Origin of the sequence: Nitratireductor sp. PBL-C9, assembly GCF_050877045.1 — a bacterium.
Taxonomy (GTDB): Bacteria; Pseudomonadota; Alphaproteobacteria; order Rhizobiales; family Rhizobiaceae; genus Nitratireductor; species Nitratireductor aquimarinus.
On sequence record NZ_JBPAXW010000003.1, the window covers coordinates 505,051 to 528,193 of the forward strand.

The 23,143-nt window shown below is 63.1% G+C and carries 19 protein-coding genes, 1 pseudogene and 1 riboswitch; all 20 genes and pseudogenes read right to left on the reverse strand.

Annotated features, from left to right (window positions below):
- Window position 1 precedes the first annotated feature (1 nt).
- The 20 genes and pseudogenes from ACRTG1_RS09880 to ACRTG1_RS09975 all read right to left on the reverse strand — a co-directional run bounded on the left by ACRTG1_RS09880 (window position 2) and on the right by ACRTG1_RS09975 (window position 23,116).
- Window positions 2–1,024, reverse strand: a complete 1,023-nt coding sequence (locus ACRTG1_RS09880; protein WP_206544282.1) for a polyamine ABC transporter substrate-binding protein — start codon at window positions 1,022–1,024, stop codon at window positions 2–4.
- 32 nt (window positions 1,025–1,056) lie between these two features.
- A complete protein-coding gene (locus ACRTG1_RS09885) occupies window positions 1,057–2,139 on the reverse strand; it encodes a LacI family DNA-binding transcriptional regulator (protein ID WP_206544283.1) in 1,083 nt (360 codons plus the stop codon).
- 130 nt (window positions 2,140–2,269) lie between these two features.
- Complete coding sequence (locus ACRTG1_RS09890; protein ID WP_317088738.1) at window positions 2,270–4,813, reverse strand: heavy metal translocating P-type ATPase; 2,544 nt, start codon at window positions 4,811–4,813, stop codon at window positions 2,270–2,272.
- A 76-nt stretch (window positions 4,814–4,889) separates the two neighbouring features.
- The gene (locus ACRTG1_RS09895) at window positions 4,890–5,114 is read right to left on the reverse strand and encodes a hypothetical protein (RefSeq protein ID WP_299937637.1); all 225 of its coding nucleotides are present in this window, start codon (window positions 5,112–5,114) and stop codon (window positions 4,890–4,892) included.
- Between the two features lie 3 nt (window positions 5,115–5,117).
- Window positions 5,118–6,233: a ribonucleotide-diphosphate reductase subunit beta gene (locus tag ACRTG1_RS09900; protein WP_113153075.1), complete on the reverse strand. Its 1,116-nt coding sequence runs from the start codon at window positions 6,231–6,233 to the stop codon at window positions 5,118–5,120.
- An 87-nt stretch (window positions 6,234–6,320) separates the two neighbouring features.
- Entirely contained in the window at window positions 6,321–9,218 is a 2,898-nt protein-coding gene (locus tag ACRTG1_RS09905) for a ribonucleoside-diphosphate reductase subunit alpha (RefSeq protein WP_432516185.1), read from the reverse strand.
- 95 nt (window positions 9,219–9,313) lie between these two features.
- Window positions 9,314–9,526, reverse strand: a riboswitch (cobalamin riboswitch).
- Window positions 9,527–9,616: 90 nt separating this feature from the next.
- Window positions 9,617–9,793: pseudogene (locus ACRTG1_RS09910) on the reverse strand (PLP-dependent aminotransferase family protein); the annotation flags it as partial.
- An 86-nt stretch (window positions 9,794–9,879) separates the two neighbouring features.
- The gene (locus tag ACRTG1_RS09915; protein ID WP_113153077.1) at window positions 9,880–10,650 is read right to left on the reverse strand and encodes an amino acid ABC transporter ATP-binding protein; all 771 of its coding nucleotides are present in this window, start codon (window positions 10,648–10,650) and stop codon (window positions 9,880–9,882) included.
- Window positions 10,651–10,661: 11 nt separating this feature from the next.
- Window positions 10,662–11,327 (reverse strand): amino acid ABC transporter permease, encoded by a 666-nt coding sequence (locus ACRTG1_RS09920; RefSeq protein ID WP_206994717.1) that lies wholly within the window; start codon window positions 11,325–11,327, stop codon window positions 10,662–10,664.
- A 4-nt stretch (window positions 11,328–11,331) separates the two neighbouring features.
- Window positions 11,332–11,994 (reverse strand): amino acid ABC transporter permease, encoded by a 663-nt coding sequence (locus ACRTG1_RS09925; protein WP_025031477.1) that lies wholly within the window; start codon window positions 11,992–11,994, stop codon window positions 11,332–11,334.
- Window positions 11,995–12,069: 75 nt separating this feature from the next.
- Complete coding sequence (locus ACRTG1_RS09930) at window positions 12,070–12,915, reverse strand: transporter substrate-binding domain-containing protein (protein ID WP_432516187.1); 846 nt, start codon at window positions 12,913–12,915, stop codon at window positions 12,070–12,072.
- A 221-nt stretch (window positions 12,916–13,136) separates the two neighbouring features.
- The gene (locus ACRTG1_RS09935) at window positions 13,137–14,321 is read right to left on the reverse strand and encodes a hypothetical protein (RefSeq protein ID WP_432516188.1); all 1,185 of its coding nucleotides are present in this window, start codon (window positions 14,319–14,321) and stop codon (window positions 13,137–13,139) included.
- A 56-nt stretch (window positions 14,322–14,377) separates the two neighbouring features.
- Entirely contained in the window at window positions 14,378–15,973 is a 1,596-nt protein-coding gene (locus tag ACRTG1_RS09940) for an N-acyl-D-amino-acid deacylase family protein (RefSeq protein ID WP_432516189.1), read from the reverse strand.
- 10 nt (window positions 15,974–15,983) lie between these two features.
- On the reverse strand, window positions 15,984–16,997 hold the full coding sequence (locus ACRTG1_RS09945) for a deacylase (protein WP_432516190.1): 1,014 nt from the start codon (window positions 16,995–16,997) through the stop codon (window positions 15,984–15,986).
- A 54-nt stretch (window positions 16,998–17,051) separates the two neighbouring features.
- Complete coding sequence (locus ACRTG1_RS09950) at window positions 17,052–17,396, reverse strand: RidA family protein (RefSeq protein WP_113153084.1); 345 nt, start codon at window positions 17,394–17,396, stop codon at window positions 17,052–17,054.
- Window positions 17,397–17,448: 52 nt separating this feature from the next.
- A complete protein-coding gene (locus tag ACRTG1_RS09955; RefSeq protein WP_432516191.1) occupies window positions 17,449–18,762 on the reverse strand; it encodes an alanine racemase in 1,314 nt (437 codons plus the stop codon).
- Entirely contained in the window at window positions 18,755–19,711 is a 957-nt protein-coding gene (locus ACRTG1_RS09960) for an amidohydrolase family protein (protein ID WP_432516192.1), read from the reverse strand. The genes ACRTG1_RS09955 and ACRTG1_RS09960 overlap by 8 nt, the downstream gene beginning before the upstream one ends.
- The gene (locus ACRTG1_RS09965; RefSeq protein ID WP_206547908.1) at window positions 19,708–20,649 is read right to left on the reverse strand and encodes an ABC transporter permease; all 942 of its coding nucleotides are present in this window, start codon (window positions 20,647–20,649) and stop codon (window positions 19,708–19,710) included. The genes ACRTG1_RS09960 and ACRTG1_RS09965 overlap by 4 nt, the downstream gene beginning before the upstream one ends.
- Window positions 20,646–21,611 carry an ABC transporter permease gene (locus ACRTG1_RS09970; RefSeq protein WP_432516193.1) on the reverse strand — a complete coding sequence of 322 codons (966 nt, stop codon included), beginning with the start codon at window positions 21,609–21,611 and terminating at the stop codon, window positions 20,646–20,648. The genes ACRTG1_RS09965 and ACRTG1_RS09970 overlap by 4 nt, the downstream gene beginning before the upstream one ends.
- Entirely contained in the window at window positions 21,608–23,116 is a 1,509-nt protein-coding gene (locus tag ACRTG1_RS09975; RefSeq protein WP_432516194.1) for a sugar ABC transporter ATP-binding protein, read from the reverse strand. The genes ACRTG1_RS09970 and ACRTG1_RS09975 overlap by 4 nt, the downstream gene beginning before the upstream one ends.
- Window positions 23,117–23,143: the final 27 nt, after the last annotated feature.

Below are 23,143 nucleotides of genomic sequence, written 5' to 3' on the forward strand. Positions count from 1 at the left end.
CTTACTGGCCGATCTGAGCATTCCACTCCGAGAGCCAGGTCTCGCGGTTGTCGAGGATGACAGCCGGGTCGAGCAGCTGAAGGCTCTCAACGGTCTCGGCGCCATAGGTGAGGTTTTCGGCGATCTCCTCGGAGACCTTCACTTCCGAATTGGCGGGGCTGTCCACCAGCGCCTCGGCAAGCTTGGTCTGGACCTCGGTGGAGAGCCAGAAATCCATGAACTCATAGGCGAGATCTTCGTTCTTCGCGCCCTTGGTCAGGATCATGACGTTCATGCCGCCGGTCTGGCCTTCCTTCGGGGTGGCCCAGGCCATGTCGAAGCCCATCTTGGCGTATGCGCCCCAGGCAAAACGGCCAATGGGTGCTGCCAGGATCTCTTCCTGCTGCATGAGCTGTGCGACCTGCGAGGAACGCTCGTAGAAGGTGACGATGTCGTCCTTGTTCTTGGCGACTTCGGCAATGGCGGCCTTCAGGTCTGCGGAATCGTCACCGATGGCCTTGCCGACCATGTAGAGCGCGGGCGGGCCCTGATTGGTGCTGACATTCGGGAACGCAACGCGGCCCTTCAGCTTGTCCTGGAACAGGTCGGCCCAGCTTTCAATCGTCACCTCGTCGGCGCGGTAGGCGATGGAGGTGGCGTAGAAGGTGTAGCCGACAGCCAGATTGTCGCCGAGCGGGTCCTTGGCGATGTCATAGAGCTTGTCGTAGTTCGACAGGCGGCTGACGTCGATGGACTGGGTGATGCCCTTGCGCGATGCCGAAAGCGCGTCGTGCGTGGACATGACGGCCATGTCGATTTCCGGATCGTCCTTGCGGGCTTCCAGCTTTGCGAGACGCTCCACGGAGTTGCCGGTCTCGACCACCAGTTCACAGCCGCACTGGGCCTCGAACGGATCGTAGACGATCTCCTTGAAGGCGTCCTGGGCGAAACCATAGACGGAGATGACGAGGGTCTTGTCGGCTGCCTGTGCTGCGCCGCTGAGTGCGGCCAGCGCAACGCCGGAGGCCATGAGTTTCTTGAACATGTCTAATCGCTTCCTTCTCTGGTGGTGCTTTTCTAGACTGGGTCCGTGGCGGATGATGACGCGGGCCAGCGATGGACCGACGTCCTGTCACCAGGAGCGGCCCGACCCAACACCGGGCCGCTTGACTGGCGTATGATGAGCTCCATCGGGATGGAACTCTGGCCCTTGAGGGCCGGCAGATCGGACGACGCATCGCGCGCGCCGCCTTGGTCGATCTGGGAAATGAGGTCGGCAATGGCGATCTCGGCAATGCGCTCCATATCCATCCGCATGGTGGTGAGGCTCGGCGCGATGACACCGGCCCAGATGAGATCGTCAAAACCGGTGACGCTAACATCGTCGGGAATGGAGACGCCGCCCTGCTGCAGCTCGGTGATGGCGCGCAGGGCATGAAGATCGGACACGGCGGCGAAAGCCGTAACGCCCTCCTCCACCAGACCCACAAGACCGAGCGGGCAGCCGGAACCATGGCTGCGCTCCATTTCGCCGATCCAGATCAGGCGGGCTTCGCCCTTGCCGGCGAAGGCTTCGCGAATGCCGGCAATGCGGTCGTTCTGAACGTTGGAATCGGAATGAAGGCCGATGATCGCCACGGAGCGATGGCCGAGCTCCAGCAGATGCCGGCCCATTTCGAGGCCGCCATTGCGGTGATCTGCGGCGACCGTGTTGCCCGGCGTGGAAGGGGAATCGATGACCGCAACGGGACGGCCAATATCGGCAATGCAGGTGCCGTGGCGCGGGACGACGACGATGCCATCCGCGCCGCGCTCGATCAGCCGGTTGATGGCGCGGGACTGGGCTTCGATATCGCCGCGACTGTCGCCGATGAGAACGCCATAGCCGGCCTCGGAGGCGGCATGCTCGATGGCCTGCGCGAACTGGGGAAAGAGCGGGTGACCGATATCGGCCAGAACGAGGCCGAGCACATGGCTGCGCCCGGTGCTCAGCGCCCGGCCTGCGAGGCTGGGCACATAGCCCAGCTCTTTTGCCTTTTCGCGGATCGCCCGGCCGAGCTCCTTCGACACGCGGCCCTTTCCGGACATCGCGTTTGAAACGGTCGCAACCGATACGCCAAGAGCTTTGGCAATATCGGATAGATTGGCGCGAGAAGCCATCAAAGCCCGATTCAAATGAAGGTTAAGCGTTTAAGCATTATGCCCGGCAAGAACCATCATGTCGAATCGGATTTTGAAAATCCCCAGAAATAGCGGTCAGGACATATCAGTATCATGACCGCTATGGCGATCAGGCGGACGCCGTGACCGCCCTCGCCTCGCCGACCTGCGCTCCCTCCTGCCCGGCGGACCGGGCAGGAAGCGGCGCCTGAAAGCGCTTGAGGCGCAGGGCATTGCCCAGCACGAAGACACTGGAGAGCGCCATCGCACCGGCAGCGAGCATGGGCGACAGGAGCGTGCCCGTGGCCGGATAGAGGACGCCGGCAGCAACCGGAATGAGACTCACATTGTAGGCGAAGGCCCAGAACAGGTTCTGCCTGATGTTGGTCATGGTCGCCTGCGAGAGGCCGATTGCATTGGCAACACCGGTCACATCGCCCGCCATGAGAACCACGTCGGCGCTTTCGATGGCGACATCCGTTCCGGTGCCGATGGCGATGCCGACATCGGCTTCTGCCAGTGCAGGAGCATCGTTGATGCCGTCACCGACGAAGGAGACCGGACCTGCCAGACTGCGCAGGCGCTTGAGCGCCTCGACCTTGCCCTCGGGAAGAACCTCCGCCTCGACCCGGTCGATGCCCAGCTTTGCGGCAATGGCTTCGGCGGTGTGGCGGTTGTCGCCGGTGATCATGGCCACTTCGAGCCCCAGCGCATGCAGTGCAGCGATGGCACGCGGCGTCGATTCCTTCACCGGATCGGCAACGGCGACCACGGCGGCAAGCCGGCCATCGACCGCCGCATAAAGCGGCGTCTTGGCGTCGGTTGCGAGCCTGTCGGCATCGGTGGATGCGCTGCCGATCTCGACACCCTGCTGGCGCATGTAGCGGTCCGCACCGATGTGGAGTTTGCGGCCGTCAACGGTGGCTGCGATGCCGAAGCCCGGAACCGCATCGAACGCGGCGACCGGCTTGAGGGTGAGCCCTTCGGCGCGTGCGGCCTCGACAATGGCTTCTGCCACCGGGTGTTCGGACATGGCTTCCGCCGATGCTACGAGCGAAAGGATATCGGCGCGCTCGAACCCATTCTGCATCACGAAATCGGTGAGTGCGGGGCGACCGAGCGTCAGCGTGCCGGTCTTGTCGAAGGCGACGACACTTGTGTTGCGCAGGCTCTGCAGCGCCTCGCCATTGCGGAACAGAACGCCAAGCTGTGCAGCGCGGCCGGTGCCGACCATGATGGAGGTGGGCGTGGCGAGCCCCATGGCGCACGGGCAGGCGATGATGAGCACCGCGACCGCATTGACCAGCGCGAAGGCGAATGCGGGATCGGGACCGAACACCATCCACACAACAAAGGTGAGTGCGGCGGCAAGCATCACGGCCGGCACAAACCAGGCCGTGACCCGGTCGACCACCGCCTGAATGGGCAGCTTGGCCCCTTGCGCGTTTTCGACCATGCGGATGATCTGCGCCAGCACCGTGTCGGAGCCGACCTTGGTGGCGCGGTAGACGAAGCTGCCGGTCTTGTTGATCGTTCCGCCGATCACCTCGTCGCCTTCGGCCTTGGAGACAGGCACCGGCTCGCCGGAGATCATGGCTTCATCGACATAGGAAGAACCGCTTTCGACCAGACCGTCGACCGGCACCTTGTCGCCGGGGCGCACCTGAAGCCGGTCGCCCACAACCACGTCCTCAAGCGGCAGCTCGACAAAGGCATCATCGCGGAGAACACGCGCGCTCTTGGCGCGCAGGCCCATCAGCCGCTTGATGGCCTCGCCGGTGCGGCCCTTGGCGCGCGCCTCCAGAAGCCGGCCGAGCAGGATGAGCGTGACGATGACGGCGGAGGCCTCGAAATAGACGTTGACCGTGCCGGACGGGAGAACGCCGGGCGCGAAAGTGGCCACGACCGAATAGGCCCAGGCGGCGGTGGAACCGAGCATGACAAGCGAGTTCATGTCCGGCGCAAAGCGCATCAGCGCGGGGAAGCCCTTGCGATAAAAGCGCAGGCCCGGCCCGAACTGCACGATGGTCGCCAGCACGAAATAGAGGAGGTAAAGCGTCTTGCGGTCGGCGATCCCCATCAGCCAGGCATGCATGCCCGGTATGAAATGGCTGCCCATCTCGAGAATGAAGATCGGAAGGGTGAAGATTGCAGCCAGCGTGAAATCGCGCTTGAGCGAGCGAAACTCGGCGGCCTTGGCCTCCTCATGCGCATCACGGGCGGCAGCGCCATCGGAACGGGCAACCGGCGTGTAACCGGACTTGCGGATCGCCTCTTCAACGCCGCGGCGCGCTTCATCGTTCAGAAGTTCGACGGATGCGCTTTCGGTGGCGAGGTTCACCGCGACCTTTGAAACGCCGGGCACGGCGGCAATCGCCTGCTCCACACGCCGCACGCAGGATGCGCAGGTCATGCCCTCGATGCCGATATCGAGATGGCTCTCCGGCACGCCATAGCCGGCACGTTCCACCGCACTGACGATGCTGGAAAAATCAACGCCGGGCTGCACCGCCACATCGGCCGTCTCGGTCGCCAGATTGACCGAGGCGCTTTCAACGCCATCGACGGCGGCAATCGCCTTCTCCGCGCGTTTGACGCAGGAAGCGCAGCTCAGCCCCTCGATGCGGAAGCGTTTTACATTGGCCGAAGACGTGCCGGCAGGAAGGGTATTCATCGCTTTCACCCTGAATGACTATTGTTCAGGATTGCGCTTCTAAACCTTCCAGTCAATGGAAGGTCAAGCGAGAAAATCACTGCATCGTGTCGGAGCCGGAAAAGGCGCTCAGAAGCAGGCGCAGATACTGCACTTCCGGGTGGTTCGGCAGCCGCCGGTCGATCTCGGCAAGCTGGCGGCGCGCCGCATATTCGATATCGGCATGGGGCGGGAGGCTCAAAAGCCACTCCATGAAAGCGCGCTGCTGCGCGGGGATCGAACCCGCGCGCAACAGCTTCATTCTGGTTGCGTCATACGCCATCAATCAGTCCCAGCTCAGCGCGCCGCCGTTCTGATATTCGATGACGCGGGTCTCGAAGAAGTTCTTCTCCTTCTTCAGGTCCATCGCCTCGCTCATCCACGGGAACGGGTTTTCGGTTTCGGCGAAGACCGGAGCCAGACCGAGCTGGGCGCAGCGGCGGTTTGCGATGAAGTGCATGTACTGTTCGCACAGCGCCGCGTTGAGACCGAGAAAGCCGCGCGGCATCGTATCCCGCCCGTAGGATGCTTCCAGCTCGGCGGCATGCGCGATCATGCCCCGCACCTCGTCCTGAAAGGCGGGCGTCCAAAGATGCGGGTTCTCGATGCGGATCTGGTTGATGACGTCGATGCCGAAGTTCAGATGGATCGATTCATCGCGCAGGATGTATTGATACTGCTCGGCGATGCCGACCATCTTGTTGCGGCGGCCAAGCGACAGGATCTGTGCGAAGCCGGTGTAGAACCACATGCCCTCGAAGATGACATAGAAGGCCACGAGGTCACGCAGGAACGCCTGATCGGCCTCCGGCGTGCCGGTCCTGAATTCGGGATCGTCCAGATGCTGCGTGAAGTCGAGCGCCCACGCCGCCTTGTCGGTGATGGAGGGCACTTCGCGATACATGTTGAACAGCTCGCCCTCGTCCAGCGACAGGCTTTCCACGATGTACTGGAAAGTGTGCGTGTGGATCGCCTCCTCGAAGGCCTGACGCAGCAGATATTGCCGGCATTCGGGATTGGTGAGGTGCCGGTAGATCGCCAGAACGATGTTGTTGGCGACAAGGGATTCGGAGGCGGCGAAGAAGCCGAGATTGCGCTTGATCATGCGCCGCTCGTCTTCGGTCAGGCCATCGCGCGATTTCCAGAGCGCAATGTCGGCCTGCATGGAGACCTCGGTGGGCATCCAGTGATTGTTGCAGCCGGCGAGATATTTCTCCCAGGCCCAGCGATATTTGAGCGGCAGGAGCTGGTTGACGTCGGCGCGCGCGTTGATCATGCGCTTGTCATCCACCGAGACGCGGGCCGCCCCGCGCTCGATCTCGCCGAGGCCCGTGGCGTCGGCCTCGTCAGCGGCAGGGTTCGCGGCAGTGGCGGGCTGCGATTGTTCGTTCCAGTTCAGCATTTTTTTGTCTTCCGATTGGGTTTGGGCGCTACGTACCCACCTTCGTCCTTCGACAGGCTCAGGATGAAGGTGGGCACGAAGGCCGGGCTACTGGCAGGCTTCGCACTCGGGATCGTCGATGGCGCAGGCCCTGCCCCATGCGGCGTTCGGATCGATGGCGATGGGCGCAGCAGGAACGCTCGTGGCGGAGACGGCGTTGAGCTTGCCGTCGGTTCCCTTGAGCGTGGATTTCTCCACATGGGTGGCCGAGCGCGAGCGCAGGTAATAGGTCGTCTTCAGGCCCTTACGCCATGCCAGCCGGTAGAGTTCATCCAGCTTCTTTCCGCTCGGATTGGCGATGTAGAGATTGAGCGACTGGGCCTGATCGATCCATTTCTGGCGGCGCGAGGCGGCTTCGATCAGCCAGGCGGGTGCGATCTCGAAAGCGGTCGCGTAAAGCGCCTTCAGATCATCCGGCACGCGGTCGATCTGACCGACGGACCCATCGAAATATTTGAGATCCGACATCATGACCTCATCCCACAGGCCGCGCTCTTTCAGATCGTGGATCAGCGCCGCGTTCACCACGGTGAAATCGCCCGACATGTTCGATTTGACGAACAGGTTCTGGTAGGCGGGCTCGATGGACTGGGACACGCCGCAGATGTTTGAGATGGTGGCGGTGGGCGCGATGGCCATGCAGTTGGAATTGCGCATGCCGGTTTTCTTCACCCGCTTGCGCAGGCTCTCCCAGTCAAGCGTTGCCGCACTGTCCATCTCAACACCCGGTCGCGCCTCTTCCAGAAGCCGGATGGAATCGATCGGCAGAACGCCCTTCGACCAGAGCGAACCGTCAAAGCTGGCATAGCGCCCACGCTCGGCGGCAAGTTCCACCGAAGCCGCAATCGCATGATAGCCGATTGCCTCCATGCTCATATCGGCAAAGGCCACGGCCTGTTCACTCTGATAGGGAATGCGCAGCTTTTGCAGGGCATCCTGAAAGCCCATCAGGCCGAGACCGACCGGGCGATGGCGCAGATTGGAATGGCGAGCCTCGGGAATGGTGTAGAAATTGATGTCGATGACATTGTCGAGCATGCGCATGGCGGTGCCGACAGTGCGCGCCAGCCGCGCCAGATCGAGCGCGCCATCGGCAATGTGATTGACGAGGTTCACCGAACCCAGATTGCAGACGGCCACCTCGTCCCTGGACGTATTGAGCGTGATTTCCGTGCACAGATTGGACGAATGAACGACACCCACATGGCCCTGCGGCGAGCGGATGTTGCACGGGTCCTTGAAGGTGACCCAGGGATGCCCGGTCTCGAACAGCATGGTGAGCATGCGCCGCCACAGATCGACCGCGCGCACGGTCTTGAAGACACGCAGCTCACCGGCTTCCGCCTTTGCCTCATAGGCCTCGTAGGCAGCGCGAAACGCCTTGCCATAAAGGTCGTGCAGGTCGGGCGTCTCGTCAGGCGAAAACAGCGTCCACGAACCGTCCGCCTCGACGCGTTCCATGAACAGGTCCGGCACCCAGTTGGCCGTGTTCATGTCGTGCGTGCGGCGACGGTCGTCGCCCGTGTTCTTGCGCAGGTCGAGGAACTCCTCGATGTCGATGTGCCAGCTCTCCAGATAGGCGCAGACCGCCCCCTTGCGCTTGCCGCCCTGGTTGACGGCGATGGCCGTGTCATTGGCGACCTTGAGGAACGGCACGACGCCCTGGCTCTCGCCATTGGTGCCCTTGATATGCGCGCCGAGACCGCGCACCGGCGTCCAGTCATTGCCGAGACCGCCGGAATATTTGGCAAGCAGCGCATTGTCCTTCACCGCCTTGAAGATGCCGTCGAGATCGTCAGCCACCGTGGTGAGGAAGCAGGAAGAAAGCTGCGGGCGCAGCGTGCCGGAATTGAACAGGGTGGGCGTGGAGGCCATGAAGTCGAAGGACGACAGAAGGTCGTAGAATTCGATGGCGCGCGCCTCGCGATCGATCTCACGCACGGCAAGCCCCATGGCGACACGCATGAAGAACGCCTGCGGCAACTCGAACCGAATGCCCCCGGCATGAAGGAAATAGCGGTCGTAGAGCGTCTGGAGGCCAAGGAACTGGAAGTTCAGATCACGCTCGGGCCTGAGCGCCGCGCCAAGGCGCGCCAGATCGAAACGGGCAAGCTCGGGGTCGATGAGCTCGCTGGCAATGCCGCTCGCGATAAAGTCAGGGAAATAGCTTGCATAGCGCTCCGCCATTTCGGCCTGCGTCGCCTGCTCGGACCTGCCGGCCACAAAGGTCAAAGCCTCGCGCCGCAATTTGTCGAGCAGAAGACGCGCGGAGACGAACGCATAGTCAGGCTCCTGCTCCACCAGCGTGCGGGCGGCAAGGATGGGCGCAAGCGACAGCTCGTCCTGACGGATGCCGTCATAGAGATTGCGGCGGGTTTCCGTGAGGATCGGTTCGGCGGAAACGGTCTTGAGGCCGGCACAGGCTTCCTCGACGATTGCGGCAAGCCGCGCCTCGTCCAGCGGAACCAGCGTTCCGTCATCCGCCGTCATCTGCAGGGCGGATTGCGGGGCTTCCACACTGGCCGTCCCGGCGGCGCGTTCGCGGGCGCGCTCCTCGCGATAGAGCACATAGGCGCGGGCAACCCGATGATGCTCGCCGCGCATGAGGGCGAGTTCCACCTGATCCTGAATTTCCTCGATGTGGAACAGACGGTCGGCATCGGCCCGGCGCGTGAGCGCGGACACGACCTGTACGGCAAGCTCCTCGACAATTTCATGGACACGGCGCGAGCCAGCGGCGGTGGAACCCTCAACCGCCAGAAACGCCTTGGTCAGCGCCACCGCGATCTTTGCCGGATCGAACGGTGTGACGCCGCCACTACGGCGGATGACGCGATACCCCGGTTCAGACGATGCGGTTTCGGTGTTGGCAGTGGAATGCGGAACCGTGGCGGTGCCGTTGGTGTTTTGTGCTTCAGTGGTGTGTTGTGCTTCAGTCGCCGGCATGTAGACCCCCGTGGCGGTTGGACGGGGGCGCGGAGACATGCGGCGCGACGGCATTGCCGTGGCGACACACGCACCACCGGGACACCCCGCCCGTGGACGTTTATTTCGTCATGGCAGGTCTCCTGGCTCGCAGGTCATCACCGCTTTCCGGCCTTCCCGATGCGCTGGGGCATCAGTGACACAGAGTGAAAGCGGCTCGCTGCTTACAGTTGCGGGGGCAGCGCCGGCCTTGCCCAGAGGCGCACCGGCTTCCCTTTTCACTTCCGATCCCGCGGGGAATCGAAAGAACCATAACCCCTACAGTTGGTATCTTCTGGATATATGAAGTCAATATATTGTTTCCGGGGAAAGCAGAAACAAACTGCTGGATTATTCGCAACGCCGCTTTGGGCATGGCTCTACGGCGCGCGTGTGATCTCCTCCAGAACGGAAAAAATCCGTTCATCGTCGCATTGAGCAACGTTGAAACGCAGGAACCCGCAGGCGGAGCCTGACAGGCTGAAGGCGTTTCCTGGCGCGAGCACCACGTCCCTCTCAAGCGCATGGCGGGCAAGCGTGGCCGCATCCAGCCCGTCGGTCACTGCCGCCATCATTCTGTGCGTGGCAGGCGCCAGATTTTCCGCCGGGCGCTCAGGCGCGCCGGCGGCAGTTGGTCAAGATCTCAGGCGAAGCTCGACGTCTTGAGGAATTCGGCAAGGCGTTCGGTCTGCGGCTTCAGGAACATCACCTTCGGATCCCCCTCCTCGCCGATTACCCCCTGGTTCATGAAGATGACGCGGGAGGAAACCTCGAAAGCGAAGCGCATTTCGTGGGTGACCAGAAGCATGCTCATGCCATCGGCAGCCAGATCCTTGATCACCTGAAGCACTTCGCCCACCAGTTCGGGATCAAGCGCAGACGTTACCTCATCAAAGAGCATGAGGCGCGGGTTCATGGCGATGGCGCGGGCGATGGCCACGCGCTGCTGCTGACCGCCGGACAGCTGGCCGGGGTAGTGATCCGCGCGCTGGCCGAGACCGACGCGCTCGAGCCATTTTTCCGCGACACTGCGCGCCTCGTCGCGCGCCATCTTCTTCACCTTGATCAGGCCGAGCATGACATTGGATGCAGCCGTCATGTGCGGGAACAGGTTGAACTGCTGGAAGGCCATGCCCGTCAGCGCGCGCTGGCGGGCGATTTCCTTCTCGCTCTTGCGAACGCGCACGCCGTTGCGCTCTTCATAGCCGATGGGTTCGCCATCGATGAGGATGCGGCCGCCCTGAAAATCCTCCAGCATGTTTATGCAGCGCAGCATGGTTGTCTTGCCGGAGCCCGACGAACCGATGATCGAGATCACCTCGCCCTGCTGCATGGTGCAGTCGACGCCCTTGAGCACCTCCACCGAACCGTAGCGCTTGCGCAGGGCCTGAATTTCAAGAAGGTTCTTCGTCATGTCGGGTACTCTCAGGATGGAACAGACACCTTGCGCTCGACATATTTGCCGAAGCGCTCGATGGCGTAATTGATGGCGAAGTAGAGAAGGCCGGCCAGGAAATAGAACTCCAGGCTCATGAAATTGCGGGAGATGATCTCCTGCGTGCGGAGCAGAAGCTCGGCCACGCCGATGACGGACAGAAGCGTGGACGCCTTGACCATCTCCGCAGCCGTGTTCACCCAGGTGGGCAGCATCTGGCGCAGCGCCTGCGGCCACAGAACCGAAGTGAAGGTCTGGCTGAAGGTGAGGCCGATGGCCTTGGCCGCTTCTGTCTGCCCGGGCGGAATGGCCTGCAGCGCGCCGCGCACGATTTCACCCACATGCGAGGAGCAGAAGACCGCCAGCGCAAACACACCCGCCTGAAACGCGTTCAGCTCAATGCCGATCGTGGACAGGATGTAGAAGCTGGCGAGCACCAGAACGAGCACGGGCGTGCCACGAATGAAATCCGTATAGGCGCGCACGACAAAACGCAGCGGCCTGTTTCCATAGGTCAGCGCAAGCCCGACCATAACGCCCAGCACGGAGCCCAGGGCGATGGCCAGAAGCGAGATTGAAACGGTCAGGCCAAGGCCGCGCAGGATCACGAAACGGGCAAGCCAGACCTGATCGAGAAATGCGAGAAACTCGTTCATCGGCTCACCTCGAAATCACAAGACGACGCTCGACCATGCGCATAAGCGCGGCCAGCACCGTGCAGGTGGCGACATAGAGACAGGAAGCGACGATCCAGGTCTCGACCACACGGAAGGTTTCGACATTGATCTTGCGCGCCTCGAAGGTGAGTTCCGGCACGGCGATGGCTGCGGCCAGAGACGTGTCCTTGAAAAGCGAGATCAGCGTGGAAGAAAGCGACGGCAGCACGTTTCTGAACATCAGCGGTATGACGATGGAGGTGCGGATCTGCATCGGCGTCAGACCGATGGCGAGGCCCGCCTCCTTCAGACCGTTGGGGATGGACAGAAGGCCCGCGCGAAACACCTCCGCCAGATAGGCGCCGGAATAGATGGCGAGCGTTGCCACGAAGCTCTCGATCTTGCCCAGACGGACACCCATCTGCGGCAGCGCGAAATAGGAAAACAGGATCAGAACGAGAATCGGCAGATTGCGGATCACCGTGACGTAAAGCGCTGCCGGACGGCGCGCCCAGCCGCTTTTGGAGATGAGGCCAAAGGCGGTTACGAGGCCGATGACGGCGCCGATCAGGATCGCGCCAATCGCCAGTTCAAGGCTGAGCAGCAGCCCCCAGAGAAGCTGGTCGAAGCTGCGCCAGACGGCGGAAAAATTGAGTGTATAGCCCATATCGGGTCCCAGCCATGCAGGAAGGCCGGCGGATGACGCACCCGGTCACCCGCCGCCCTCATGCAGATGCAATGCTTACTTGTATTCGACCGGGAAGCCGATCTGCGGCGGCTGCAGATCCTTGCCGAACCAGGTCTTGAACGAGTCCGCATAGAAGTTGAACTCAACGCCCGTCATCGCCTCATGCAGGGCGGTGTTGACGAAGTTGAGCCAGTCCTGATCGCCCCGCGCCACGGCGCAGGAATAGGACTGCGGGTTCCAGCCATAACCGGCATCGCGGTAACGGTCGGGGTTCTGCGTCATGTACCAGGCAAGCGACGACTGGTCGGTGGCGACGGCGTCAGAGCGGCCGGATTCCAGCGCCTGATAGATGAGATCGACAGACTCGTACTGGTCGACGCTCGCCTCGGGCAGAGCCGCATGCACCATGTCTTCCGCATAGACGTTCTGCAGAACGGACACGGTGACGGAGGAACCAGCCTCCTTGAGCGCCTCGTAATCCGCATAATCGCCATCGGCCTTCAGCATGAGGCCAACGCCCTCGCGGTAATACGGAATGGTGAAGGCAACCTGCTGGGCGCGCTCACCGGTGACGGTCATGAACTGGCAGGTGACATCGACCTTGCCGGTGGTGATGTTCGGAATGCGCGCATCCGAGGACTGCGTCACATATTCGATCTTGTCGGGATCACCGAACAGCGACTTGGCAATGATGCGGCCCATGTCGACATCGAAGCCCTGAAGCTTGTCGTCGACGCTCTTGAAGTGCCAGGGCGCGTTGGTGCTGCCGGTGCCAAGAACGAGGTGACCGCGTTCCAGAACCTCGTCGAGCTTGCTCTTCTCCTGCGCGACCGCCGGTGCGGCCGCGACCATCATTGCGGTGGTGAGCAGAAGCGCATGTGCGCGAAACGGAATAGCCATGCTGAGTTCCCCTTTCCCAAATTTGTCAGTTCCACTATTATGGACACATATCCATATTAGTGGATTTCCACATCAAGCCGTATAGCCGGCTTGTTGTCAAGGAATGCCGCCAGCGCTTTTTTGAAACTGCACAGGCCCGGGCAATGCGGAAAACCCGCATGCCAGCGGGCGCCGCGCACAGACATGTGGCGGCGTCTGACACCTCGCGAAATGGCGCTGTCTTACGACAGGCGGTCGGTGGCGGTGCGCACCCAGTCGAGGCGCTTTTCCGGGATCAGGCCGTAATTGTAGAAATTCACACCATCAGCACCGGCGGCGATGGCGGCCTGCGCCCGCTCGGCAAGGTCGTCGCCGTTTTCCATCTCCGGGTAGAAGACGCGCAGCCCGACGCCCAGGAATTTTTCTGGTCCGACGATGCCACGCGCTTTTTGGAAAAGCGCACTCACGGCCTGCGGCTCCATGCAGTAGCAGCAGAGGATCACGCCATCGCAGGCCCCTGCCGCTTCTTCCAGTTCGACGCCGCCCAGCCATCCGTCGGCAAGGTCGATCAGGACCACCTTTGTTTCAGGATGTGCGGCCTCACGGATCTCGGCAATCAGCGACGTGACCGGCTCGCTGCGCCAGGCAAGGTAGGCGCGCAGGTCTTCATGAGCGTTGAACGCATCGAGGCCCGCTTCCGGGAAATCCGGGAACTGCTTTTCCGGAATTTCACGCGCGCACATTTCTGCGATGAAGCGGCCAACCGTCTCGCGCGCGCCCTTTGCATTGACGCCAGCCGCCCCGGCACGCGCCATGCAATGGTCGCAGAAGCAGAGCGACAGGAGGAAATCATCCTCCGCATTGAGGCCGACGCCGTCCTTCTCGTGGTGATATTCGTGCGCGAACCCCATGAAGTTGGGGCTTTCAAGCTCGATCATGTCCGGCCGGTAGCGGGTGCTCACATCCTGAACGAGCGTCGTGACATAGGCGCGGGCAGCCGGGCTGGACGGGCAGAGATTGTAATAGTTCGGATTGCCGAACGCGTTGCGGGTGACGTGGTCTGGATGCTCCATACCCAGACGCGTGTTGTGCAGGCAGACGGTCCAGCAGGAGACTTTCATGCCGGTCTGTGCGCGCGCGTCTGTGAGCGCCTTCAGCATGTCGCCACGCTCGGCAACATTGCGCGCCTTGAGCGGCTTGATCTCCCGATCCGCCCAGAGCGCTTCGTCCGGCTCGAAATAGACCGTTCCATCCTCGGGGAAATAGGCTTTCTGATGCGGGCTGCGCGGCTGGAGAAAGCGACCGGCGTGATAGGACGTGGCAAGGCTGACCGTGTTGAGCCCGGCGCGGTCGCGCAGATCGGCGACAAGCCGCTCCAGCCCCTGATCCTGAACATCCCAGGGGTAAGTCCACATCGACAGATGCATGGCGGGCACTCCTTTAAATTCGAACATTATCGGGCCGCCGGGGGCGGCGGAATTGGCTAGAGAACGCGACCGGGACGCGCGCCCGTCTCGCGGCCATCCTCGATGACCATGCCCCCATTGACGAACAGGTGGCTGACACCGGAGGGCAGTTGCGATGAATCGTCGAAGGTCGCGCGGTCTGTGATGCTCTCCTCGAAGAGCACGACATCGCCGGCCATGCCGGGGCGCAGAAGCCCGCGATCCGTGAGCGAAAAGCGCTGCGCGGCCATGGACGTCATGCGGCGCACGGCATCTTCCAGCGAGAACCAGTTCTGGTCGCGGACAAGCGGTCCGGCGATGCGCGGAAAGGTGCCGAAGGCGCGCGGATGCGGCTTGGAGCCCGGTCGCGGAAGCCCATCGGACCCGGCCATGTAGAGGCGGTTGCAACAGGCGGCGTGCAAATCTTCTTCTGCAAGCTGGAACAGGATGATGCCGGTCTGGCCGTCATCTTCTTCAATGAAGCGCAGCATGAGATCGAACGGATCGACAGCCAGTTTCGCTGCCGCGGCCTGCATGTCGAGCCCTTCAAGATGCTTGAGCGCATCAACGCCCACGGCGGAGAGACGAACATTCTCCCAGCCGATGAGCGACACCTTGCTCTGGCCGGGGAATTCCGGGCCACCCTCATTGACCCAGCGACGCAGGAGCGCCTGCTGGGCGGGATCGGCCAGACGCCGGCGCAGCCCGGCAAGCCCGCCTTCCATGACAGCGGCGGGCAGGAGCTGGAGTATCCATGTGCTGCCGGCGGGATAGGGGTACATGTCGAAGCTGACATCGATGCCGTCCCGGCGCATCGTCTCCAGAAGCGCGATGGCATCGGGAATGCGGCCCCAATTGGGACGGCCGGCAGACTGAAGATGCGAGAGCAGGCCTGCTGCACCTGACGCCCCAAGCACACGCCCGAACTCCTCGGTGGCGTCGATCAGCCCTGCCTCATAGGAACGGATATGCGCGGCGAGCACCCGACCGTGACGCCCGACGACACGCCCGAGCGCAATCAGCTCCGCCTCGTCGGCAAAGGCGCTTGGCGGATAGACAAGGCCGAGCGACAGGCCTGCGGCGCCCTGCACAAGCTGGGCTTCCAGAAGGTCGCACATGGCCTGCGTTTCTTCCGGCGTGGCCGGGCGGTCGTCATGCCCCATGACGGCAAGGCGAAGTGCGGCATGCCCTACGAGCGACACGAGATTGAGCGCGATGCCAGCGCCCTCTGCCCCGCACAGTGCGTGACGGTAGCCATCGAGATCGGCGAAGATTTCTTCATGCGCCGTTTCGCCGAGAAGGCCGGAAAAGTGCCGGCGCAGATCCTCGTGGGATCCGGGCGTGGCGGGATACAGCGAGAAAGAACAGTTTCCGACAACAATGCTGGTGACGCCCTGAAACGCCTTTTCCGGACGTCCGCGTTCGCGCAGGAAGATCAGGTCATCATGACAATGCGCATCGATGAAGCCGGGTGCGGCGTAGCGCTCTTCGGCATCCACCACATGCGCGCCGGAAACGGGCAGATCGCGCCCGATGCGGGCGATGCGCCCGCCGGATAAGAGAATATCGCCGCGATACCAGGGCGCACCGGTTCCATCGATGATGCGCGCCCCGCGGATGAGCGTGTCGGTCATTCAGATCCTCTCAGGCTTCAATCGGCTCGGCCACTTGTATCAGGCAATCGCCGGACTGGCTGTCGCAATGAAGGCGATGCGAGATGACGATGCCACCCTCGGCGAAGTGCAGTGCTTCCTCGGGCGCGTCGATGCGTTCAAGATCGTGATACCAGCCGGCGAGATCGCCAGCGGCAACGCGGTCGCCCAGACGGGCGGCGGGCTCGAACCAGCCGCGCCGGGTGGCGTAGATGCCCTGACTGTGGCGCGACAGCGAAAGAAGCTGGAGCGGCGGAGCCTTGTCATCAAGCGCGGCGGAGAGCACCGGTGCGGACACGATGCCCAGCGCAACAAGCAGGCGATCGATTGCGCCCGCCGTGAAGGCCATGCTGTCGGGCGTGACCATGCCGCCGCCACCGAACTCGCCGGAAAGACCGATTGCGCCAGCGCGGCCGGCAGCGCCCATCGAGGTCGGCGCTGCCGGCCCATTGTCGGCGATGAAGGCGTGGGCGGCGCCCATCTGGCGCATGAGATCAAGTGTGCGCTCGAAGCGCGCCGGATCCGCCTGCCGCTCGATCAGCGTGCAGGGCAAATGCGCCATGGAGGTGCCGCCGGAATGAAGGTCGAGCACCACATCGTGGCGCGGGAACAGCTCATGTTCCAGAAAATGCGCGATGCGCTCGGTTGGCGTTCCGGCAGGGTTGCCGGGGAAGGCGCGGTTGAGATTTCCACCATCGAAGGGGGAGCAGCGGCGGGCCGCCATGACTGCCGGCTGGTTCACGATGGGCAAAACCGTCACCGTTCCGCTGATGTCGAGCGTCTTCAGGCGGCGCATGAGCCGGGCAAGCTGAAGTTCGCCCTCATACTCGTCGCCGTGATTGCCTGCCATCAGAAGCAGGCTCGGCCCCTCGCCATTGCGGACCCGCAGCCAGGGGATGCGGATCTGGTAATAGGGCGACCGGTCCACCGAATAGGGAATTGCCAGGAAGCCGGACTGGACGCCCCCGGCCTCGAAATCAATGGAATGAACAATGCCCGTATGCATGGCAGAACTCCGGTCGCCAGAAGAAGAGCCGGTGCGCGGGGCACCGGCCAGGTGTCAGACTGCGGCAACAGCCGTCATTTCGACGCGCAGGTCCGGATCGGCAAGGCGCGCCTCGACGCAGGCGCGGGCCGGCGGGTTCTCCGGGTCGATCCAGGCATCATAGACGCTGTTCATCGCGTCGAAATCGATGATGGCCGGCAGGAAGACGTTGACGGCCACGAGCTTGGAGCGGTCGGTGCCGGCTTCGGCCAGGAGCGCGTCGATCTTGCGCAGAACATCTGCCGTCTGATCCTCGATGCTCGCCTTGCGGTCATCGGGAACCTGCCCCGCAATGTGGACGAGACCGCCATAGACGACGGCCTGGCTCATTCGGGAACCTTTCTGGTAGCGCATGATCATTTTCCAAAATTCCTTTTGCTTGGGTAGGGGGTGGGGTGGGGTTGGAACAGTTTCAGCCGAAGCTGGTGAGATAGGCCGAGACAACGCGATGATCGTCGTCCAGACCGTAGAGGATCGCGTGCCGGTCGAGGCAGGTGCAGGGGTGCGAGATGCCGAACTCCACCACATCGCCGACGCGCAGATCGACGCCCTCGCCCAGTGAGACGAAGGCATGCTGATCGTTCAACGCGGTGACGCGAACCGTCTTAGAAAGAGCGGTGCGCACGCCATCACGATAGAACGCCAGTGGGCGCGGCAGGCCCTGATCGGCCGCCACATCGCGCAGGCCCATGCCGCAAACGGCAAGCCCCGGCTCCGGCCTCGAAAGAACCTCGGCCCAGACGCGAAGCGCGGGGCGGAAACCGGTGGCTGCCGAAACCGCTTTGCCGCCGATCACGAAACCGGAACGGTTGTCGAGGCCGGTGAGACCGCGCTCATAGATGCCGTGATCATGAAAGAAGATCGCGCCGCTGCGCAGGACCAGAACCGCGTTTTGATCTGCCGCGACCACCGCCTTCAGACCGCGAACCACCATGTCGAAATAAACCGAACCGCCGGCGGTGACGATCATCGGACGCTCCGGCCCAAGCCGCTGGCGCAGCGCAGAGAAAAGCGTTGCCGTGCGTTCGACCAGAGCAGAAATGCGCAGCGCCGTCTCAGCCGCATCGGGCGTTGCGGCTGCACCTTCGTAAGCCGCGACGCCGGCGAGCCGGAAAGTGTCGGTCTCGCGTTCAAGAATGGCGTCGGCGAGCTGTAACGCGGCTTCACCGGAGCGGAGCCCGCCACGGGCAGCGCCAAGCTCGACCAGAAGCCCGAGCGGCGGCAGATCAGCGGAAGCAGACCACGCGGAAGCGAGCGACTCCATCATCTCGCGTGAATCGACGAAGATCGAGAGATCGGCATCGGGATAGGCGGAGACCAGGCGGGCAAGCCGCCTCGCTGCCGCCGGGCCACCGATCTCGTTGGCGAGGATCAGGCGGCGGAAGCCCGCGCGCAGCATGACGGAAGCCTGACGAATGTCGGCCACCGTGACGCCCCATGCCCCGGCCTCGACGAGACGGGCGGCGATGGCCGGCGACATCGGCGTCTTGGCGTGTGGTGCGATCTCGACGCCCTGCTCGCGCACATAGGTCATCATCAGATCGACATTGTTGGCGAACGCCGTTTCATCGAGCGAGATCAATGGCAGGGACATGGCGCCATCAAAGGGCTTCCACCCCTGATCGCCAATGGCGCCGAGGCCAAGGGCTGCATGGCCTGCGGGAAAACCGCGAACGCGGTCATCGATGACGGGATCGCTCGCAGTGGTGAGCGTGGCGTCAGACATGGGAAGCATCCTGTGATGTTTGCGAAGGCGACAGGCCAAGGCGGTAAATGCGGTTCGCCGTCGAGAAGAACAGGGCCTCCTGCTCATCATGCGAATGGCTGGCGGCTATGGTTCTGAACGCGCCATAAAGCGCATCGAAATCCGCGTGCAGACCGGCAACGGGAAAATCACTGGCGAACATGGCGCGCTGCGGCCCGAAACAGGCGATGCAGTGGTCGATCACCATGCGCAGACTGTCGACTGTCCAGTGGTGATCATAGGCCACGGGATCGGAGATCTTGATGGCGATGTTGGGCGCACTGGAAAGCTCCGAAAGCCCGTTGCGCCAAAGCGCCAAGCCTTCCTCGCTGCGGTCAACCGGGCTGCCGCAATGGTTGAGCACGAACTGGGTGTCGGGATGATCGGCGACAAGGCGCGCCGCCTCCCCCATCTGCCAGGGAAAGAGCATGAGATCGAAGCTGAGGCCGAGTTCGGTGGCGCGCGAAAGCCCCTCGCGCCAGCGCGGGTCGCTCATCATGCCTTCGCGGGAGGCGAAGCTCTTTGCCGGGTCGGGATGCCAGCTGACGATATCGCGAATGCCGACCACAGCGGGATTTGCAGCCTCGCGCTCAACGAGACGCTGCGCATCCGCACCGGCAAGCGGCACGCGCGCCACATAGCGCGCGGCAACGCCAAAACGCCTGTCGAGACTGTCGAGCCAGCGCGTTTCCTCCAGCGGGAAATCATCCGACCAGCCGGCCTCGACATGGACGGTGGCGACGATGTTCTGGCGGGCCGCGTCCCACAGATATTCGCCCACGCCATAGTCGCGACGGATCGGCGCGATGCTGCCGAACACCATCTCCTCATCAGCGGCTTCAGGCGGCGCAAGCCAGGGGTGCCTGCCAAGCGACAGGTCCCACAGATGGTGGTGCGGGTCGATGACCGGACCCACATAGGCAAAACTCATCGTCGCGCCTCACGCCCCGAGATCAGGAGCAGCGCCAGAATGAGCGATCCGAACATAATGGACCGCCAGCCGGGCGACGCGTTGACCACGGTGATCAGCGCCGTGGTGGTGACGAGAAGGATCGCGCCGGGAATGGTGCCGGCATAGGTGCCGCGCCCGCCCAGAATGGAGGTGCCCCCCAGAACCACGGCGGCGATGGACGTCAGAAGATAGGGATCGCCGATGCCCACATAGCCCTGACGGTTCATGCCGAGGATCAGGATGCCGGCAAGACCGGCAAAGAAGCCCGAAAGCGTGAACAGGAGCAGCGTGTTGCGTTTGACGCTGACGCCCGAAAGCTCGGTTGCCAGCGGGTTGGCCCCCAGCGCCAGAAAACGCGCGCCGGCCGGCATGCGGTGAATGATGAGCAGCACCACGATCGACACGGCCACCCACAGGAGAACCCCGGCGGGAATTCCGAAGGGCCGCGCCTGGCCGAGCCAGATGACGGTTGCGTTCGTCACGGAGACGGCGCTGCCGCCGGCAACGATGACCAGCATGCCCTGCAGGAAGGTCGCCATGGCCAGCGTCATGATGATGGGCGGCACTCTGAGATAGGCCGCGCCAACGCCATTGAGAAAGCCGATGCTGGACGCGATGCCCAGCGCAAGCACGATGCCCACGAGGCCGGTGGGATCGATGTCGGGCGAGATGAGCGGCAGGAGAATGGCCGTGACCGTGATGACCGCGCCGACCGAAAGGTCGATGCCGCCCATCAGGATCACGAGCGTCTGGCCGGCGGCGACGATGCCGATGACTGCGGAGAGTTCCAGCAGGTAGCGCAGGTGGCCAAAGGCCCCGAAGCCACGCAGCGTGAGGCTGGCGACGATCCAGACGAGGATCACCAGGATCAGCGTCAGAAGCGGCGGATTGCGGAAGGCCGACTTGAGAGCGTTCATGGCTTTGCCCTCCACTGGCTGGTCAATTGCGGGATCGCGACGGCGCCGACGATGATGAGGCCCTGCGCCACATATTGAGCGACCGGCGGGAAGCCGAGGAAGAACATGACGTTGATCATGACCGAGAGAAGCAGGCTGCCGCAGATGACGCCGCGCATCGTGCCCTTGCCGCCGAGAAAGGCGACGCCGCCAAGCACTGCGCCGGCGATGGAGTTGAGCGTGAAGGGCGTGCCGATGACCGGATCGCCAGAGCCGGTCTGGGCTGCAACGAAAAGGCCGGCAAGGGCTGCAAGCAGACCCGACAGCGCGAAGGCGAACACCTTGACGCGCTCGACGGGAACGCCCGAGCGGAACGCGCCGACGGGATTGTTTCCGGCGGCATAGATGCCAAGGCCGTGCGGCGTTGCCAGATAGAGTTTCCAGCCGATCAGAAGCAGGACCAGAAGGCCGAAGGCAACCGGCGTATGACCGGCAAGCAGGTCGGAAAACCAGTCGGGGATGTAGCCGCCGGGACGCGGCAGGAGAATGAGCGCGATGCCGGTGATGATGAACGATCCGGCCAGCGTGACGATGATGGCCGGCAGGCGCAGATAGGCGACGATGCCGCCCGTTACCGCGCCGATGAAGAGGCCGGCGACCGAGACGGCGATCAGCCCGCCCAGAACACCCAGCGGACCGCCCATGGTGACGGCGGCAATGACCGCGCCGAGGCTGACCATCGGACCGATGGCAAGCGAGATGCCGCCATTCAGCATCATCAGGGCCTGCGCCATGGTGACGAGCGCCAACGGGAACCAGTTCTGCGTGAACTTGGAAAAACCGCCAACGCTGAGAAGGCCCGGAAACAGAATGGCGTAGACCACGAGAAACGCGGCGACGACCAGATAAAGGCCCGTCAGGCCGCGATTGCGGCGCTTCTGGACGGCGGCATAGAGATTTGCCGGAACGGTGGTGGCACTCATGCCGCAGCTCCCTTCGCTGAGACGCCCATGGCGGCGCCGACGATCGCTTCTTCGGAGATGTCTGCGCGCGGCAGCGTGGCCACGACGCGCCCCTCGCGGAACACGGCGACACGATCACAAAGATGGACGAGTTCAGGTGTGTCGGAACTCAGAAGAATGACCAGCTTTCCCTCGCGCGCGAAGGATTGCAGCATCAGATAGATTTCCCGCTTGGTCTCGATATCGACGCCGCGCGTGGGGTCGTTGAGGAGCAGTACCGAAGGATCGAGCGGCAGCCATTTGGCCAGCGCCACCTTCTGCTGATTGCCACCGGAAAGCGCCTGAACCGGACGGGTCACATCGCCCTTGATCGTCAGGCGCTTGGCGAGGTCGGCAACCAGATTGCGCTCGGCCGCGCGGTCGCGCAGACCATGTTTCACCAGATTGCCAAGCGAGGGCAGAAGGAGGTTCGACGCAATGGAATGCGGCAGAACGAGCCCCTCATGCTTGCGGTCAGCCGGCACATAGGCGAGGCCGGCCTGATTGGCCGCCTCGACGCTTTTCAGCGGGCGGTGACTTCCCGAGATTTCCGCCTTCTCTGCGGAAGCGGGAATTGCGCCGTACAGGCCGAGCAGGAAATCCTCCTGTCCCTGCCCCACCAGACCGCCGATGCCAATAATCTCGCCGGCGGATGCCTGGAAATCGACATCAAGGGCCATGCCTGCGGAAAATTTCTTCAGATGGATGAGTTCGGCGCCGGCGGGATGGTCCTGCCAGGCGGGGAACAGGTCGCCCGCATCGCGGCCCACCATCAGGCGCACGAGACCTTCATCATCGACGCCGGCCAGCGGCTGGTCGGCGGTCACCACGCCATCTTTCAGCACCGTGACATGCGAGCACAGCGCCTGAACCTCGTTGAGGCGATGGGAGATGTAGAGAAGCGCGATGCCTTCATCACGCAGCTTGCGGATGAGGCCTGCCAGAATGCCCGCCTCATGCGCGGACAGGGAGGATGTCGGCTCGTCCAGAATAAGCACACGCGGCTTGCGGAAAAGCGCCTTGGCAATTTCCACCATCTGCCGGCGGCCAAGCGAGAGATCGCCAACGGGCATGTCGAGCGGTTCGGTCAGGCCGACCCGCTCGCAGACCTCCGCGACGGAGGCGGAAAGCGCCTTGTAGTCGATGAGACCAAAGCGCCGTGGCAGAGCGCCAAGGCCGATATTCTCGGCAATGGACAGCTCGGCGGCAAGGCTCAGCTCCTGTTGAACGACGGCAATGCCCGCCTCTCGCGCAGCAGCAGGGCTGAAACGCGAGACGGGCTTGCCGTCCACGACAATGTCGCCCTTGTCGGGCTGCAAAGCGCCCGAGAGCAGATTGATCAGTGTCGATTTTCCAGCACCGTTCTCACCCAGAAGAGCGTGAACGCGTCCGGGCTCAAGGGCGATGTCCACGCCCTTGAGCACCGGGTTGCCGAAAAACCCCTTGAACACCTGCCTGGCTTCGAGCAGGGGCTTGGTTTTCGTCATCAGGAACCGGCCTTTTCGTCTTCGTGT